This is a genomic window from Mycobacterium shottsii, from assembly GCF_010728525.1.
Taxonomy (GTDB): domain Bacteria; phylum Actinomycetota; class Actinomycetes; order Mycobacteriales; family Mycobacteriaceae; genus Mycobacterium; species Mycobacterium marinum.
The window spans coordinates 3,845,261-3,860,691 of sequence record NZ_AP022572.1 but is presented as its reverse complement, the minus strand read 5'-3'; the positions used below and the strand labels follow the sequence as shown (position 1 = coordinate 3,860,691).

Below are 15,431 nucleotides of genomic sequence, written 5' to 3'. Positions count from 1 at the left end.
ATACCCTCCTGCGGTCCGGGACAGCGTAGCCGCAGCGGCGCATCGCAGACGCGTTATCTGCGACTTGGACGAGGGGGTCGGTGAGTGCTTACCGCCACCGGCCGGATGCAGGCCGGTCAGTTATCGAATCGGCGACCGATCAGACGTCGACAAGGTCGCTGTCTGCGCACCGGACGTCGCGACATTCGAGCAGTTCTTTCAACGCATCCGGGAATCCGTCGGCAAGTCCCCACAGGTCAGGGACCAGGTCCGGGCAGGAGATGAGGCCAATTCCCAGTTCACCGTTGAGCGACATGACGGTGATGTTGAGTCAAGCACCCCCCAGGATCGGGCCGAGCGGACACATCGCGTCAACCCTGCAACCCAAGAAGTACAACTGAGTCTGCGGGCCTGGCACATTCGACAGGATCAAGTTGTAGGCGGGACTGCGGGATATCGGAATGCGAGGCAGGCTCGAGAACATGGTCGGGCCGCCGAACTGAGTCCAATCATGCAAGAGGGTAGGGCCCACCGCTGCGGTGTGATCTTTGGCGGCGGCATTCCCTTTGGCGATGGCACGAATGCGTTCCGCAGGATCGCCAATCTGACTTGCCACCCGGCAGAACATCCAAGTGGTTTGGTTACGTCCGGGCCGGTCGGACTTCTCGTGCACTGATACCGGCACGGTCGCGACCAGTGGCGTATCGGGCAGTTCACCGCGCTCCAGCAGGAACCGGCGCAAGACCCCCGCACATAGCGCCACCACCACGTCGTTGACGGTCACGCCGAAACGCTGCTTTACCCGCTTCACGTCGCGCATGTCGAGCTGAGTGAACGCGACGTTGCGATGCCGAGTGACGTTGCCGTTGAACGGCGTCGGTGGGGCCGAGAACGGTGCGGCCATGGTGCGGCCTTCGCGAGCGCGTAGCACCGTCTGAGCCAGCGTCCGGATCGTTGCCGGCACCACCGTGGCCAGCCGTAGCGGCCGCAGCGCAAACCCCATCAGTCCGCTCGTGGCGATCTGCAATGGATGCCCAGGGCCGGCACCGCGGGCCGGCAGGGGTACCGGCCCATCGGCCTGAAAGCTGCACAAGTGGGCGAGCAGGTTGGCTCCGCCAACCCCATCGACCACTGCGTGGTGAACCTTGAGCATCACCGTCACCGAGTCATTCCGGGCTCCGCCTTCGATCACCCACATCTCCCAAAGGGGACGATCCCGGTCCAGCGCAAGTCCCGCGATATGGCCACACATCTCGGCTAGTTCGTGACGGCCTCCGGGCGCTGGCAGCCCGACCCTGTGTACATGGCGGCGCAGCTCAAAGCCTTCGTCGTCCACCCACACCGGGTGATCGAGGTTGAGCTGGGTATCGGCGAGCTTCATCCGAAACTCCGGCACCGCTTGTAGGTGTCTGGCCAGGGCCGCATGAAACCGCTTGTACCGGTATCCGCCCGGCATGGTCGAAGTGTCCAGCTCCAGCACGCAACACACGTTCATTGGTTGCGCTGGAGTCTCCAGATAAAGGAAAAACGCATCAAGTCCGCTCAATCGTTCCATGGCCGCCCCGCCCGACTAGAGTGATTCACATCTTCCGCCCCGGATATGCTTGTACGCGCAGACGCTGGGAAGCGTGCAACTACGCTCCCGTACAAGACATTTGGAGTTGATTTCGTATCGGTGCGCGCCACATTGCGCGCCCCGTTTGGTGAGCACGACATGACGATCTTGCGCATTTTCCGTGTCTTCGTGGTCCGCCGCGCCGGCGATACCGGTGGCGCTACCGCCCGCGGAGATAACCGCCTCGGTTGCGTCATGTACGGCGTCCGGCTCGCGTCCGCTGATCACCACGCCGGCACCGCGTCGGGCCAGCAGTTCGGCGACGGCGCGTCCGATGCCGCGGCTGCCTCCGACCACGACAACGCCCCGTCCGGCCAGGAGGTCTCGGTCGCTCATCGGTTCCCCGCAATCCGCTCAGTCCAGCGCCGGGCTGTCCATCCTCGAGGTGACGACTCGAGGAGTCGCCTGCTTCGCGTCGTGACTCGCGCTGAACCGGCAACGCCGGTTCTTGGCCACGTAGCAGGAATACTAAGAGCCCGACGGAAGCGCCTTGCCCGGGCTAGCTTGGGCAAGGCGCGGCACGCTGCCGTCGTCTCACACTTGAGCCTGGCGAACGGAGCTTGCCTTGAAGAACACCTCCACGTTGGCCGTCACCTTGACTGCGACGGTGACGCTTGCCGCAACCGCGCTGGTCGGCTGTAGCAGCAATACGGGGTCATCGCCGTCATCGTCGAGCCAGTCGAGCCCCTCGAATGCGAGCAGCGCAAGTTCGGCGGCCACCGCCGCGCCGACGGATCCGGCCGATTATGCCCGGCTGCTGATCCAGGCTTCAGAGATCGACGCGCCCGAGGCATTCACCGCTAGCCCGCCCGTGCGGAACCCGGATGGGCGCCCCGGCGTTTCCACGAGCTTCAGCAACGACGACCGTAGCCACGTCATCAATGACACCATCTGGATCCTGCCGGATCCCGCCGCCGCGACCAGTGCGCTCGATCAGCGCAAGAACGCCCTGGACGGCATCGTCACAGGAACCCCCGATCCGTTCGACGTCGGTGTTGGCGGGATCGCAATCACCGGGCTCTCACCGGACGGGACAAAGGGGGTGACGGTGCTGCTGTTCACCCAAGGTCGGGCGTTGGCCGAGCTGGAATTCGATGGGCCGGCCGAAATCCCGGCGCCACCCGAGTTCGTCACCGACGTGGGCCGCAAGCAAGATGCGGCGATCAAGAAGGGCCTCACCGGCTGAGCGGTCCCGATACCGCTCAGCGCGGGGTGGACACGGACCACCGGGCGCGCCCACCAACACCGCCGCCGTGCTCCCCCGCTCCCGATGGCGCGCTTTCGGCGTCGGCCCGAAAATCGTGAATTGCACTATCAAGGCGGCTATCCCGGGATGAAGATATCCCTATGAGCGCACCGCGCGACGAACGGGACATCCCACACTTTGTCTACGCGGAGCTGCCGATGGCTACCGACCGGGGGCGCGGATGGGCGGCCTTGCGCGACGCAGGCCCGGTGGTGATCGGGGATGGCTTCTATTACCTGACCAGACGCGCCGATGTGCTCGATGCGCTGCGCCATCCCGAGGTCTTCTCCTCCAAGCGTGCCTTCGACATATTGGGCAGTCCATTGCCGCTGGTACCACTTGCGTTCGATCCACCCGAGCACACTCGATTCCGGAAAGTCCTGCAACCGTTCTTCAGTCCACATGCGCTGGCCACCATGCTGCCGTCACTGCAAGCCCAGGCGATCGAGATCATCGACGCGATCGCCGCCGGAAGCCAGTGCGAGGTGATCGCGGAGCTGGCGATCCCGTATCCATCACAGGTGTTCCTGACGCTGTTCGGCCTTTCGCTGGCAGATCGGGACCGCTTGGTCCGCTGGAAAGACGCCATCATCGCCCTGGGCCTGCTCGCCAGCCTGGACGACGCTGACCTGACTCCCGCACTCGAGCTCACGAGCTACCTTGTCGACGCCATTGCCGCCCACCGCCGGCATCCGGGTACCGACATTCTGTCTCAGGTGCTCCTCGGCGATGACCCACTCGATGACAGCGAGGCACTCGGGCTCAGTTACGTCTTCGTCCTTGCCGGCCTGGACACCGTGACCTCCGCGATCGGGCCAGCGCTGCTAGAGCTGGCTCGGCGCCCGCAATTGTGCCGGCTACTTCGCGACAACCCCAGCCAAATAGCAGTTTTCGTTGATGAAATCGTCCGACTCGAACCTCCCGCGCCGGTTGTTCCGCGCGTCACGACCCAAGAAGTCAACATCGCCGGCGCGAAGATTCCGGCGGGTTCGAGGGTGTGGTTGTGCCTGGGTGCGATCAATCGCGATGGCAGCGACGCCACCTCGGTCAATGATGTCGTCATGGACGGCAAGGTGCACAAGCACTGGGGCTTCGGTGGCGGCACCCACCGCTGTCTGGGCTCACACCTGGCGCGGATGGAGCTGAGCCTGGTGATAAGTGAATGGCTGCGCCGGATACCCCAGTTTGAATTGGCGTGCGGGTACACGCCCGAGATCGATTGGCTATCGGCAACTCTCGGCCTGTCGACGCTGCCGCTGCAGTTCACCTCATAGCTGAATCCGCCGATGACGACCCAGCGGGTGGTGTCGAAGAAGGAGAGCATCGATGAGTAGGCTGCTCACTGCCATGGCTGCGATCGCCGCCCTGCTCCTGTCGGCCGGCTGCGGCGGATCCAACTCACCATCGGCTGACGATGCATCCTCGACCGGGTCCGAGAGCCAGGCTGCGACGCCGGCCAGTTCCACCGAAGCCGCCTCAGCGGGCAAGGTGAATACCCGCTACGACGACGCCCAGACACCGGATGCGGAGCAAGGTCGAGGGCTCATGATGGACGCAAAGCTCTTGGAAGCGGTGGCGGCACAGGTCAACGACACCTTGAACCTGCCCTACGACATCACCGTGGTCGGCAAGCAATGCGGTGAACCCAACGACTATTGGGATCCCATTGTCAATGAGATACAACTCTGCTACGAAGACATCCAGCAAAGCGAGCAGCGGTTCGCCGGAAGCGGCAACCCGGACTCGACGACCGCCGCGGTGGACGCGACGACTTCGGGTTTCTATCACGAGCTGGGCCACGCCACGCTCTCAATCTACGAGCTGGCATTCACCGGTCGTGAGGAGGATGTCGCCGACCAGCTCTCGGCTTTCATGTTGCTGGCCCCCGGGGCAGACGGAACGCCCTATCCCAATGGCGTCCGGATCGCGGCCAACACGGCGCAGGACTGGAGGCTGAGCGCAAAAGAGGACGGCGATGCCAACGATCTCCCGTTCTGGGACAGGCATTCGATGGACATCACGCGGATGTACAACTGGGAGTGCTGGATCTACGGCTCGGATACGACAGCCAATGCCGGCATCGTTACTTCCGGCGATTTGCCGGAAGACCGCGCCGGCAATTGCGAGGACGAGTTCCAGAACATGTCGAAAGCGTGGCATCAGATGCTGGGCCCGCACTTGAAGAAGCCCAGCTGATCCGTCGTCCCCGGCACGACCCGAGTAGATTTCACGGACAATTCAGATGGCCGTCGGCTCCGCATCGTTGATCGCACACAAGGGCCGGTTTTTCTCACGGGTATGCGTGTGGTTCAGGTCGCCAACTTCTACGGACCACGTTCGGGTGGCCTGCGAACGGCGGTCGATCGGCTGGGCGCCGAATACTGCGCCAGCGGGCACGAGGTGTTTCTAATCGTGCCGGGGGCGCAGGCCGGGCGACGTCGCTTGGACACCGGTGTCGTACGAATCGGCTTGCCCGCCAGGCTGATTCCGCTCACCGGAGGCTACCGCGCGGTGATGCCGGGACGGGTGCGGGAACTGTTGGGCGCGCTTGATCCCGACGCCGTGGAGGTCTCCGACCGGCTCACGCTGCGATCGCTGGGGTGCTGGGGTCGCGAGTGTGGGATCACGACGGTCATGATTTCCCATGAGCGCCTAGGTCCTGTCTGCTAATTGCGGACGCGGTGGTAGGTGATGATGGCGGCCAGGGTGACACCGCCGAGGTAGGTCAGGGCGTATTTGTCGTAGCAGGTGGCGACCGCGCGCCAGTGTTTGAGCCGGTTGAAGCTTCGCTCGACGGTGTTGCGGTGCTTGTAGATTCGGCCTGAGAACCCCGGAGGCCGTCCTCTGTTGCGGCCTTTGGCTTTGCGGCGGGTGATCTGGTCGCTGCGCTCGGGGATGGTATGGGCGATCTTGAGCCGGCGCAGCTGTGCCCGCGTCGAGTCATGGGAGTACGCCTTGTCCGCCAGCAGGCGAAACGGGCGTATGAGTTGCTGCGCCGGGCGGCCAGCAGTGGCCAAAGCATCGGATTATCACCGGCTTGACCGGCCGACAGTGCCAGGGTGACCGGACTGCACAGCTGGTCGGTCAAGGCGTGGATCTTGGTAGTCAGCCCGCCGCGGGAACGCCCAATGGCGTGGTCATCGGGCTCATCGAGATATTTCTTGTAATTCGACAGATCCCCTGTGCGGCGCGGGGCGCTCCGGCTGCGTGTTGGTGGGCGCGCACACTGGTCGAATCGACCGACAACAGTGCGCCCAGGTCGGCGTCCTCGGCGTCGAGGTCAGAGGCGATCGCCGCGAAGATCCGCGCGTAGATGCCATCGACCGACCAGCGTAGATGCCTCTCGGCCACCGATTGCCAGGGACCGAAGTGCTCGGGCAGGTCACACCACGGAGATCCCGTACGGTAACGCCAGATAATGCCCTCCAGAGTACGTCGATGATCGTTCCACGGCCGGCCACGCCGCCGCCCCGCAGGCAACACCGCCACGATCAGCGACCACAAATCATCAGAAATCGCATGCGTCCGCATCACCCAAACAGCATCAGCCAAAACGCCATTCACATTAAGCAGACACGCCCTAGCCCGTTGCTAGGCGCCCATTTGCGAAATTTGAAGCGTTGGTTGATCAGGTGCAGGGAATGCCGTGCGGTCCCCCAACCCAGTGGCCAGGAGGTGACTGCCACGGGCACACCTTCTTGATCTGGCCGGGCGGTACCTGGTGCCAGTTCGCCCAGTCGTCAACGTGCGGTCCCGGCGGGCCGGGTATCCGCGGTCCCGGGTTGGCCGATGCCATACCCGCGCCCAACCCGAGCGTGGTGGCGCCGAGCGCACCCGCAAGCGCAACTGTTCCAGCAAACTTCTTCACGTTCATTTCATAGCCTCCTTCCGGCCGGAATGTCGTGAATCATCCGATCGATCCACTCACGCGTCTGGTATCCAGCAGCTGCGTGTCTATTGGATCCGGCCTCAGAACCTGCGCAAGTACGAATATACCCGCGGTTTTGGGGCTCAACCCCACCGTTTCACCGGGACCGGGGTTTGTGGGGTCAGTCACAAACCACAGCAGTCCCAGCAATCGCAGATACCACATGACCGGGCGCAAGATCCGTGCTGCGACCGCGCCCCAGGTTCAGCTCGGATTGCGCAGCGGAAGGCCTGCGGCGCGGTAGATGGCATCGATGACCGTCATGTTCTGCACCGCGTCCTGCGGTGTCGTCTTGACCGCTTCGCCGCGCAGTATTGCCCCGGTAAAGGCGTCGAGTTGATACGCATACGAGGCCCGGCGGGGAAAGCGTTCCACCCTCCTGCCAATGGCCGACTGGACGGTGAGCCGATGGAAGAGCTGGGGCACAACGGGGTTCAGCACCCGGAGCTCGCCGCGGTCGCCAACCACCCGCGCGCTCATGTTCAACAGGTGCGACGACCACATCGAGCACTGGATTCGACCGGAATGGCCTGCCGGAAAACGCAACTCGGCTGTCATCGCACGGTCCACTTCCGAGTCGCGCCGTTTTGCTTGCCCTGAAACCACTTCCGGAGTGCCGCCGCCGAAGGTACGAGCCATGTGCACCGCGTAGCAGCCGGCGTCCATCGTCGCGCCTCCGGCCAGGGCGTAGTTGTAACGGATGTCGGAGAACTTTGGCAGCGGAAAACACATCGACGTCTCCACCCGCTGCAGCGTGCCCAGCTCCCCGGAGGCGATGATCTGCTCGATCCGCAGAGTCAGCGGATGGTAGCGGTAGTGGAAAGCCTCCATCACCACGCGATCGGTGGTCGCGGCCAACTGGGCGATCTCGCCGGCCTCGGCGGCATTGGCGGTGAACGGCTTCTCACACAGCACATGCTTTCCGGCGGTCAGCGCGGCTTGGGTCCACCTGCCATGCAGGCCGTTGGGCAGGGGGATGTAGACGGCATCGAGGGTTGGATCGGCGATGAGCGCCTCTTAGCTGCTGTGCACCCGGCTGATGCCGTGTTTGGCGGCACAGGCCTGTGCGCGTACGCCATCACGTGCGGCGACCGCGGCCACCACGGCTTCGACGTTGCCCTGAGCTGGTTTGACGAGCGCCTGCGGCGCTATCCGCGCCGCGCCCACGATGCCGATCCGCAGTGGGCTCCCGTGTCCGGTCACGGACCGACGCTAGCACTTGCGCCGGCACCGCCGGTGTCACCTGATCAGTCGGTGCGGCCGCCCCGGCGAGCAAAGGCGGGTGCATGCTCGGGCCGGACCCCGACCCCGACAAAGTAGGCCGGGATCACCGACAGCCACGGCACCCGCTCGACCAGGCCGAGCAGGGCCGCCGGCGGGGTCGCGTCCTGGCCGCGGAGCAGCGGTCCCAGCAGCCGCCGGTGCAGTAACCGTTGCACGGCCTGGGTTATCACGGTCGGGATGACGCGGCGGCGGTGCACTGCCGCCAGGTCCCGACCGGTGACTCGGTGTACTAGGTCCTGTCTGCTAATTGCGGACGCGGTGGTAGGTGATGATGGCGGCCAGGGTGGCACCGCCGAGGTAGGTCAGGGCGTATTTGTCGTAGCAGGTGGCGACCGCGCGCCAGTGTTTGAGCCGGTTGAAGCTTCGCTCGACGGTGTTACGGTGCTTGTAGATTCGGCCTGAGAACCCCGGAGGCCGTCCTCTGTTGCGGCCTTTGGCTTTGCGGCGGGTGATCTGGTCGCTGCGCTCGGGGATGGTATGGGCGATCTTGAGCCGGCGCAGCTGTGCCCGCGTCGAGTCATGGGAGTACGCCTTGTCCGCCAGCAGGCGAAACGGGGCGTATGAGTTGCTGCACCGGGCGGCCAGCAATGGCCAAAGCATCGGATTATCACCGGCTTGACCGGCCGACAGTGCCAGGGTGACCGGACTGCACAGCTGGTCGGTCAAGGCGTGGATCTTGGTAGTCAGCCCGCCGCGGGAACGCCCAATGGCGTGGTCATCGGGCTCATCGAGATATTTCTTGTAATTCGACAGATCCCCCTGTGCGGCGCCCGGGGCGCGCTCCGGCTGCGTGTTGGTGGGCGCGCACACTGGTCGAATCGACCGACAACAGTGCGCCCAGGTCGGCGTCCTCGGCGTCGAGGTCAGAGGCGATCGCCGCGAAGATCCGCGCGTAGATGCCATCGACCGACCAGCGTAGATGCCTCTCGGCCACCGATTGCCAGGGACCGAAGTGCTCGGGCAGGTCACACCACGGAGATCACGTACGGTAACGCCAGATAATGCCCTCCAGAGTACGTCGATGATCGTTCCACGGCCGGCCACGCCGCCGCCCCGCAGGCAACACCGCCACGATCAGCGACCACAAATCATCAGAAATCGCATGCGTCCGCATCACCCAAACAGCATCAGCCAAAACACCATTCACATTAAGCAGACACGCCCTAGCAGTGGTTCGGCCAAGATGGTCGCTGCCGCGACCGCGTCCTGAACGGCAAGATTGATACCCACCCCACCCAGCGGCGACATCGCATGCGCGGCATCACCAATACACAGCAGCCCATCGATGTGCCAGCGTCGCAGCCTGTTCACCTTCACGTTGAGATGCTTGACATCGTCCATGGAGGCCAGCCCGGCCACGGACTCGGCCGCTTCGGGTAGCAGTGCGCCGATGTCGTGCCGGAATTCCTCGATCCCGCGCTCACGCAGCTTGGCGTCTGTCCCCTTGGGCCCGATGTAGGCGATCTGGAAATAGCCCTCACGTGGGATGACACCCAGCCCCTTGCCCGGCCCGAAACGCGGCAGGAACGAAAAGTCCGCATCACCTTCGCGCGGCAGCTTGAACCACCACACGTCGAAGTTCACCGGGTAGTCGCGCGTCTTGAGCCCGGCCGCCTGGCGGGCAATGGACCACCGCCCATCGCACGCCACGGTCAGCTCCGCCCGCAATTCACCGGGTCCCTCGGCGCCCTGATAGCGCACTCCGGTGACGCGGCCGCCTTCCTGCAGCAAACCGGTCAACTCGGTATTCATCCGAAGTGTGAAGCTCGACTCGGCTTGGGCGGCCTCGGCCAGCAGGTTCAACAGGTCCCACTGCGGCACCATCGCGACGTAGGGGTGCGGTTGGTTCAGCCGCCCGAAGTCGATATAGGTGACCGAACGCCCGTTCGTATCCAGCGTCGCTTTGCGAACTTCGCTGAAGGGCAGCTCAGCAAAGCGTTCCCACAAGCCCAACTCGTCGAACAGCCGCATCGTGGTCGGATGCACCGTGTCACCGCGAAAGTCGCGCAGAAAGTCGCCGTGCTTTTCCAGCAACGTGACTTCTACACCCGCCCGGGCCAGCAGAAGCCCGAGAACCATCCCGGCTGGGCCGCCGCCGATTATCGCGCACGTGGTTTTCTCACCCATTTGCGGACAAGCATAAGGGGCGTCCAATGGCACGCCGGACCGGGCGGAGTTCATCGGCGCACAGCGGCCGAAACAATGCTCGAGTCCAAGACACCGTGCACGCCCGCAGCGGCAACATCCTCGATACCGCGCAACGCGAAATCATCCTGGCAGCAAGCGATCTGGCCGCTGGGCGGCAAAAGGCCGACACGCTGGGAACGCCCGCCACCCCGGCGACACGGTCAAGCCGATCACCGCCGAGCTCGAACACACCTGCCCCACAAGCCAACCGCAACAGACCCGCGCACAGCCCCGCAAGGAGAGGTCGGCGCCCACGATCACCAACAGCACCCGCACCCAATTCCGGTGCTGGGCCGGCGCTGGGGAGCAAGCACCTGACCAGGCCCCAGGTTCGCCGCAGGTGAAGTCCTAGTTGTTGTGACCTGACACGTTGTTGTCAGACAGCGAGTCGGCTGATTGGTGGTCGTCCGCCGAGGGCGGAGTGGCCTCGTCGAGTGTTGTAGCGGCGAAGGAATTGGTCAAGGGCGCGGCTACGTAGGGTGTTGTTGGTCCAGGGGCGGGCGTAGGCCCATTCGTTGATCAAGGTCCGGTTGAAACGTTCTGCTTTGCCGTTGGTCCAGGGACAGCCGGGCTTACTGAATCGGCGTTTAAGCTGCCAGGCCGAACAAACCCAGCCCCAGTCGGTGCCGTGTCGGTAGACCAACGCGTTGTCGGTCAGTAGCCGACGCACACGCACACTGTGGGCGGCGAACCAGGCCAGTGCCCGGTGAAGAAACCCAGCGCACGTCGGGTCCTTCTCGTCGGGGAGCACTTCGCTGTAGGCCAGCCGAGTGTAGTCATCGATGGCGGTGTGCACGTAGTCGTAGCCGATCTTGGTCTTCTTGTGCCGGTGGGCAACTGAGACTGCGGCGTCGCGGCCGTGCAGGCGCCATCCACCGCCTGGGGGAATGGCGCCAAGCTTCTTGACGTCGACATGAACCCCGGCTCCCGGGGTGGGGTATTCGTAGCGGTTGGGGCTGCGCCGCGATGAGCGCACCACCTCGCCGGTGATCGGGTCGATTGCACTCAGATGTGGCACCTGGTGGCGTGCCAGGATCCGTCCGACTGTCGAGGGATTCAGTTCGAGTTCGGCGGCGAGCACAACAGCGCCGCGCTTACGGCGTTGGCGGGCGGCGAGTACCTTCTGTTCGACCCGATGGCTCGTACGGTTGGGCATCCGGATCGGCCGCGACGAGCGGTCGGCCAGCGCGGCATCACCGCCCTCGGCATACCGGCGCAGCCACTTGTACACCGTTGCCCGCGAAATCCCCAGTTGCTCAGCCACATGCGCGGCCGGCCACCCGGCGGCGACGCGCTCAACGATCAACTGACGAGCGAACACATTGGTACGGGCGTTAGCGTGAGACACAAGGACCTCCTACGGGTGAATGCCAGACACATCCACTCCGTCAGGAGGTCCTCCCACTTTCAAGCAGGCACGCCGTTAACAACCTCCCAGGTCACGACACCTAGTCGGCGGGTAGCTCAAGGCCGGCAGGCGGTAACCTGCCCGAGACGAAGAAATCGTTGACGATTGTGCCTAGTGGCTCACCGGCGCGGCCGTAGGCGACGTGGCCGGCGCCAGCCCATTGCAAATATTGGCCGTGTTCGAGCGTCGCAGCCAGATCGCGGCCCCAATGCGGCGGTGTCGCTGGGTCACCAGCGACACCGATCACCAGCGTCGGCCCGGAGCCCGCAGCCGTCATCCGGTGCGGCGGCGCGGCGGCCCGCGTAGGCCAGACGGTGCAGGGCAGCACGGACCACGCGCGGCTGGCCCCGGTCAATGGGGCTTCACGTGACCAGGCGCGGGCTAACGCCGCAACGTCACCAACCTGGGTGGGCGTGGACAGGTCATGACACGCTACCGAGAGATAGGGCAGATCAGCGGGGTTAACCAGAAGTGCCGGTCCGTGCACGGCGGCGATGACCGGAGCCCAGTTCCCCCGACTGGCCTCGGCGAGCACTTCTCGCAGTACCGGCACCGACGTCTCCGGTTCGTAGGCCGCTGATTCGACGTAGTTGAGCAACCGCAAACCCGACAGCACACGTCCGTCTTCGCCCACGACGGGGCTTTCATCCAGTCTCTCGATCAACGCCTGGATGCGTTGAATTTCTGGGGCGTCGAACTGAGCCCGGATAGCGTGGTCAAAAGCAACAGCCTGATCGTGGCGCAGTGTGGCGTAGTCGTTGGCGGGATTCATGGCCGAATCGAGCACGATGCGGTGAGTGCGGCCGGGGAACATGTCGGCATACACCACCCCCAGGTAGGTGCCGTAGGAAAATCCGAAGTAGTCGATGCTCTCCACGTTCATCGCGACCCGCAGCGCCTCAAGGTCGCGTGCAACCTCTCGGGTCCCAACTAAACCCAGAACGCCTCCCCGCTGCGCGGCATCCACCAGCCGAGTTGTCCCCTCCAGACGACTCCGGCGCTGAGCCTCGGTGCGCGGAATGCTGGGTTGATTGCGGACGGCGGCGACGAGCTCATCGCCGGCCAACGCGATGGCCGGCCGGCTCGCGCCTACCCCGCGCGGATCGAAGGTGACGATGTCGAAATCTTGTCGTAGCCGGTCCCAAAAATTGCCGCTGTAAGCCATATCGTCGATGCCCGATATGCCGGGACCGCCCGGGTTGGTGACGATTACCCCCAGCTTGTGCGCTCCGGTTGCGGGCAGCCGAGCCACGGCGACCTGTGCCGTGGCAGATTCAGCAAGGTTCCAATCCAGCGGCACGTTGAGGATGGCGCATTGCATTCCGGCAGCGCCGTTGGCAGCGGCGCATGGAGACCATTCCGACAGTGCGGACGACTGGTCAGATCCGCCCGCCCAAGCGGCGGCCCAGCAGGTGCCCGCGGCAACAGACAGAACCGTCGCCGCCAGACCAAACCAGCGGTGCCATGTTGCTCTGCGTGGGCCAGCTTGGAGGCGGCACCAGAAAACCCATCGCGGCCGGGAACTGCCGGGGACTGCCGTCCCCGCGGCCTGCGGCTGGCCGGTGCCCTGCTCGCTAGCGCAATCGATGCCAGCGCCTTCGATACCGCCGCTCATCGCGATCGACGCGCCCCCCGCACCGCGCCCTCCATCGTTCTTGTTACCGCCGCCGGTGGCAGCAATTGCGTAGGTCCCTGCGGTGCCCTGCACGGTCGAGCCGCACCCGCCGGCCACGCCCTGATCACGGTCGCCGCACATCGCTTGAGCTGTGCGACCGCCGTTGCCACAATATAGGCCTCGGTCCACGCGTGTCCGGCATCCAAGACGCCGTTGCCGACCAACAGGTCAGGGCTTGCTCGATTGGCCGCCGGCACCTCGGTACTCCAATTTCAGGGCGCCTGTCCGCGGTCGCGACCATGTGGCAAGCTGGTCTCGGTTCGACTGGTCACCACGAAGCGAAGTGTCGTGCGTTGCCCGAATAGGTGCGCCATGGGAAATCTACCGGGACCATCCTGGCGATGGAGAAGAAGCGTCTGTGCCCGCTGCAGATCCGTTCGATTCACAGCACTGCCATCGGCGAACACCTGCTGACCGCCCTGCGCGGGATGATTGCAGCCCAGCTGATCGTCGATAAGCGACACGCCCGCCAGTTGCCCCAACCCACAACGAATACGGATCCTGATCAATGACAGAGACGATTCAGGCCCTGCTGCAACAGCGCATGTCCGACTCCAGCATTGCCGTGAAATATCATGATCTGCAATGGACTTGGCGCGAGTATCTGGCGGAGGCCGCCGCGCGCGCGGCCGGATTGATCGCCGCCGCCGACCCGGACCGCCCGCTACATATCGGGTCCTTGCTGGGCAACACGCCCGAAATGCTGACCCAGATGGCCGCGGCCGGGCTGGGTGGCTATGTGCTCTGCGGTCTGAACACCACCAGGCGCGGCGAGGCACTGGCCGCCGACATCAGGCGCGCCGAATGCCAGATCATCGTGACCGATGCCGAGAATCGCTCGCTGCTGGATGGTTTGGACCTCGCGGATGTAGAGATCTTCGATACCTCGACACCTCGGTGGGCAGAGCTGGTTGGCGGTGCCGGTTCGCTGGTCACCCACCGCAAAGTCGAAATGATGGATCCGTTCATGATGATCTTCACGTCGGGTACCAGCGGCAACCCTAAGGCGGTACAGGTTTCACACCTGATGCCCACATTCGCCGGCCGCAGCCTGACCGAACGGTTCGGGCTGTCGGCTCACGACACCTGCTATGTGTCCATGCCCCTTTTTCATTCCAATGCGGTGGTCGCTGGATGGGCACCCGCGGTGGTCTCGGGCGCGGCGATCGCACCGGCTAAGTTCTCGGCGACCGGCTTCCTGGACGACATTCGCCGCTATCAGGCAACCTATATGAACTACGTCGGCAAGCCACTGGCCTACATCCTTGCCACGCCCGAACGCGACGACGACGCCGAGAATCCGCTGCGCGTGGCTTTTGGCAACGAGGCCAATGAGAAAGACATCGAAGAGTTCTCGCGACGTTTCGCAGTCCAGGTCGAGGACGGCTTCGGCTCGACCGAGAATGCCGTCATCGTGATCCGTGAACCGGGCACGCCGCCGGGCTCGATCGGCAAGGGTGTCGACGGTGTCGCCGTGTACAACAGCGACTCCGTCACCGAGTGCGCCGTGGCACGCTTCGATGAGTACGGAGCGCTGGCCAACGCCGACGAAGCGGTGGGCGAATTGGTCAACACCATGGGATCGGGCTTTTTCACCGGTTATTACAACGATCCCGGCGCCAACGCCGAGCGTATGCGCCATGGCATGTACTGGTCCGGAGACCTCGCCTACCGAGACTCACAGGGCTGGATCTATCTCGCCGGCCGCACCGCCGACTGGATGCGGGTAGACGGCGAAAACCTTGCGGCAGCCCCGATTGAACGAATTCTGTTGCGGCACAATGCGGTAAACCGAGTCTCGGTATATGCGGTCCCAGATGCCCGGGTTGGCGATCAGGTGATGGCCGCCTTCGTGCCGCACCGGGACCAGCAGTTCACCCCCGAATCGCTTGAAGCGTTTCTGCGCGCGCAACCCGACCTGTCCGCCAAAGCCTGGCCGCGATACGTCCGGATCGCCGCAGATCTGCCCAGCACCGCCACCCACAAGGTGCTCAAGCGACAGCTGATCGCCGAAGTGACAGCCATCGGCCCGGACGAGGCGCTGTGGGTGCGGGAGCAGCGCGGCACCCGGTACCGAATAGCCTCCGACGAGAGCCGCTAGCGCGGCGC

Annotated in this window: 9 protein-coding genes and 8 pseudogenes; 6 read left to right on the top strand and 11 right to left on the bottom strand. The window is 64.5% G+C overall.

All coding sequences use genetic code 11. The features are described from left to right. Positions 1-139: 139 nt before the first annotated feature. The 3 genes and pseudogenes from G6N41_RS17735 to G6N41_RS28775 all read right to left on the bottom strand — a co-directional run bounded on the left by G6N41_RS17735 (position 140) and on the right by G6N41_RS28775 (position 2,314). Positions 140-1,534 (bottom strand): annotated as a pseudogene (locus G6N41_RS17735) (WS/DGAT/MGAT family O-acyltransferase). 171 nt (positions 1,535-1,705) lie between these two features. Then, positions 1,706-1,930: pseudogene (locus G6N41_RS17730) on the bottom strand (SDR family NAD(P)-dependent oxidoreductase); the annotation flags it as partial. Positions 1,931-2,128: 198 nt separating this feature from the next. After that, positions 2,129-2,314 (bottom strand): hypothetical protein, encoded by a 186-nt coding sequence (locus G6N41_RS28775; protein ID WP_020728910.1) that lies wholly within the window; start codon positions 2,312-2,314, stop codon positions 2,129-2,131. Between G6N41_RS28775 and G6N41_RS17725 the strand changes: the two genes are divergently transcribed. The 4 genes and pseudogenes from G6N41_RS17725 to G6N41_RS17710 form a co-directional block, all read left to right on the top strand. Further along, entirely contained in the window at positions 2,223-2,780 is a 558-nt protein-coding gene (locus tag G6N41_RS17725) for a hypothetical protein (RefSeq protein WP_099052714.1), read from the top strand. The two genes, G6N41_RS28775 and G6N41_RS17725, sit on opposite strands and share 92 nt — an antisense overlap. A gap of 161 nt (positions 2,781-2,941) precedes the next feature. After that, positions 2,942-4,114 carry a cytochrome P450 gene (locus tag G6N41_RS17720; RefSeq protein ID WP_198965265.1) on the top strand — a complete coding sequence of 391 codons (1,173 nt, stop codon included), beginning with the start codon at positions 2,942-2,944 and terminating at the stop codon, positions 4,112-4,114. A 52-nt stretch (positions 4,115-4,166) separates the two neighbouring features. Further along, a complete protein-coding gene (locus G6N41_RS17715) occupies positions 4,167-5,036 on the top strand; it encodes a DUF4344 domain-containing metallopeptidase (RefSeq protein ID WP_198965264.1) in 870 nt (289 codons plus the stop codon). 102 nt (positions 5,037-5,138) lie between these two features. After that, positions 5,139-5,495, top strand: a pseudogene (locus G6N41_RS17710) (glycosyltransferase); the annotation flags it as partial. Between the two features lie 11 nt (positions 5,496-5,506). Here G6N41_RS17710 and G6N41_RS17705 read toward each other — a convergent pair. The 8 genes and pseudogenes from G6N41_RS17705 to G6N41_RS17670 form a co-directional block, all read right to left on the bottom strand. Further along, positions 5,507-6,374 (bottom strand): annotated as a pseudogene (locus G6N41_RS17705) (IS5 family transposase). Between the two features lie 94 nt (positions 6,375-6,468). Next, positions 6,469-6,714, bottom strand: a complete 246-nt coding sequence (locus tag G6N41_RS17700) for a hypothetical protein (RefSeq protein ID WP_020728904.1) — start codon at positions 6,712-6,714, stop codon at positions 6,469-6,471. Between the two features lie 258 nt (positions 6,715-6,972). Further along, a pseudogene (locus tag G6N41_RS17695) lies at positions 6,973-7,971 on the bottom strand (Gfo/Idh/MocA family protein). A 44-nt stretch (positions 7,972-8,015) separates the two neighbouring features. Beyond that, positions 8,016-8,279 (bottom strand): annotated as a pseudogene (locus G6N41_RS17690) (FAD-dependent oxidoreductase); the annotation flags it as partial. A gap of 16 nt (positions 8,280-8,295) precedes the next feature. Next, positions 8,296-9,169: pseudogene (locus G6N41_RS17685) on the bottom strand (IS5 family transposase). Positions 9,170-9,219: 50 nt separating this feature from the next. Next, positions 9,220-10,179, bottom strand: a pseudogene (locus G6N41_RS17680) (FAD-dependent oxidoreductase); the annotation flags it as partial. 436 nt (positions 10,180-10,615) lie between these two features. Beyond that, complete coding sequence (locus G6N41_RS17675) at positions 10,616-11,587, bottom strand: IS481 family transposase (RefSeq protein ID WP_198965263.1); 972 nt, start codon at positions 11,585-11,587, stop codon at positions 10,616-10,618. A 100-nt stretch (positions 11,588-11,687) separates the two neighbouring features. Then, the gene (locus G6N41_RS17670) at positions 11,688-12,968 is read right to left on the bottom strand and encodes an alpha/beta fold hydrolase (RefSeq protein ID WP_036455898.1); all 1,281 of its coding nucleotides are present in this window, start codon (positions 12,966-12,968) and stop codon (positions 11,688-11,690) included. A 695-nt stretch (positions 12,969-13,663) separates the two neighbouring features. Here G6N41_RS17670 and G6N41_RS17665 point away from each other — a divergent pair. Together G6N41_RS17665 and fadD1 are read left to right on the top strand one after the other, a co-directional pair. After that, a complete protein-coding gene (locus G6N41_RS17665; protein ID WP_020728900.1) occupies positions 13,664-13,834 on the top strand; it encodes a hypothetical protein in 171 nt (56 codons plus the stop codon). Further along, positions 13,831-15,423: a fatty-acid--CoA ligase FadD1 gene (gene fadD1 / locus G6N41_RS17660; protein WP_198965262.1), complete on the top strand. Its 1,593-nt coding sequence runs from the start codon at positions 13,831-13,833 to the stop codon at positions 15,421-15,423. Before G6N41_RS17665 ends, fadD1 begins: the two co-directional genes overlap by 4 nt. Positions 15,424-15,431 lie beyond the last annotated feature (8 nt).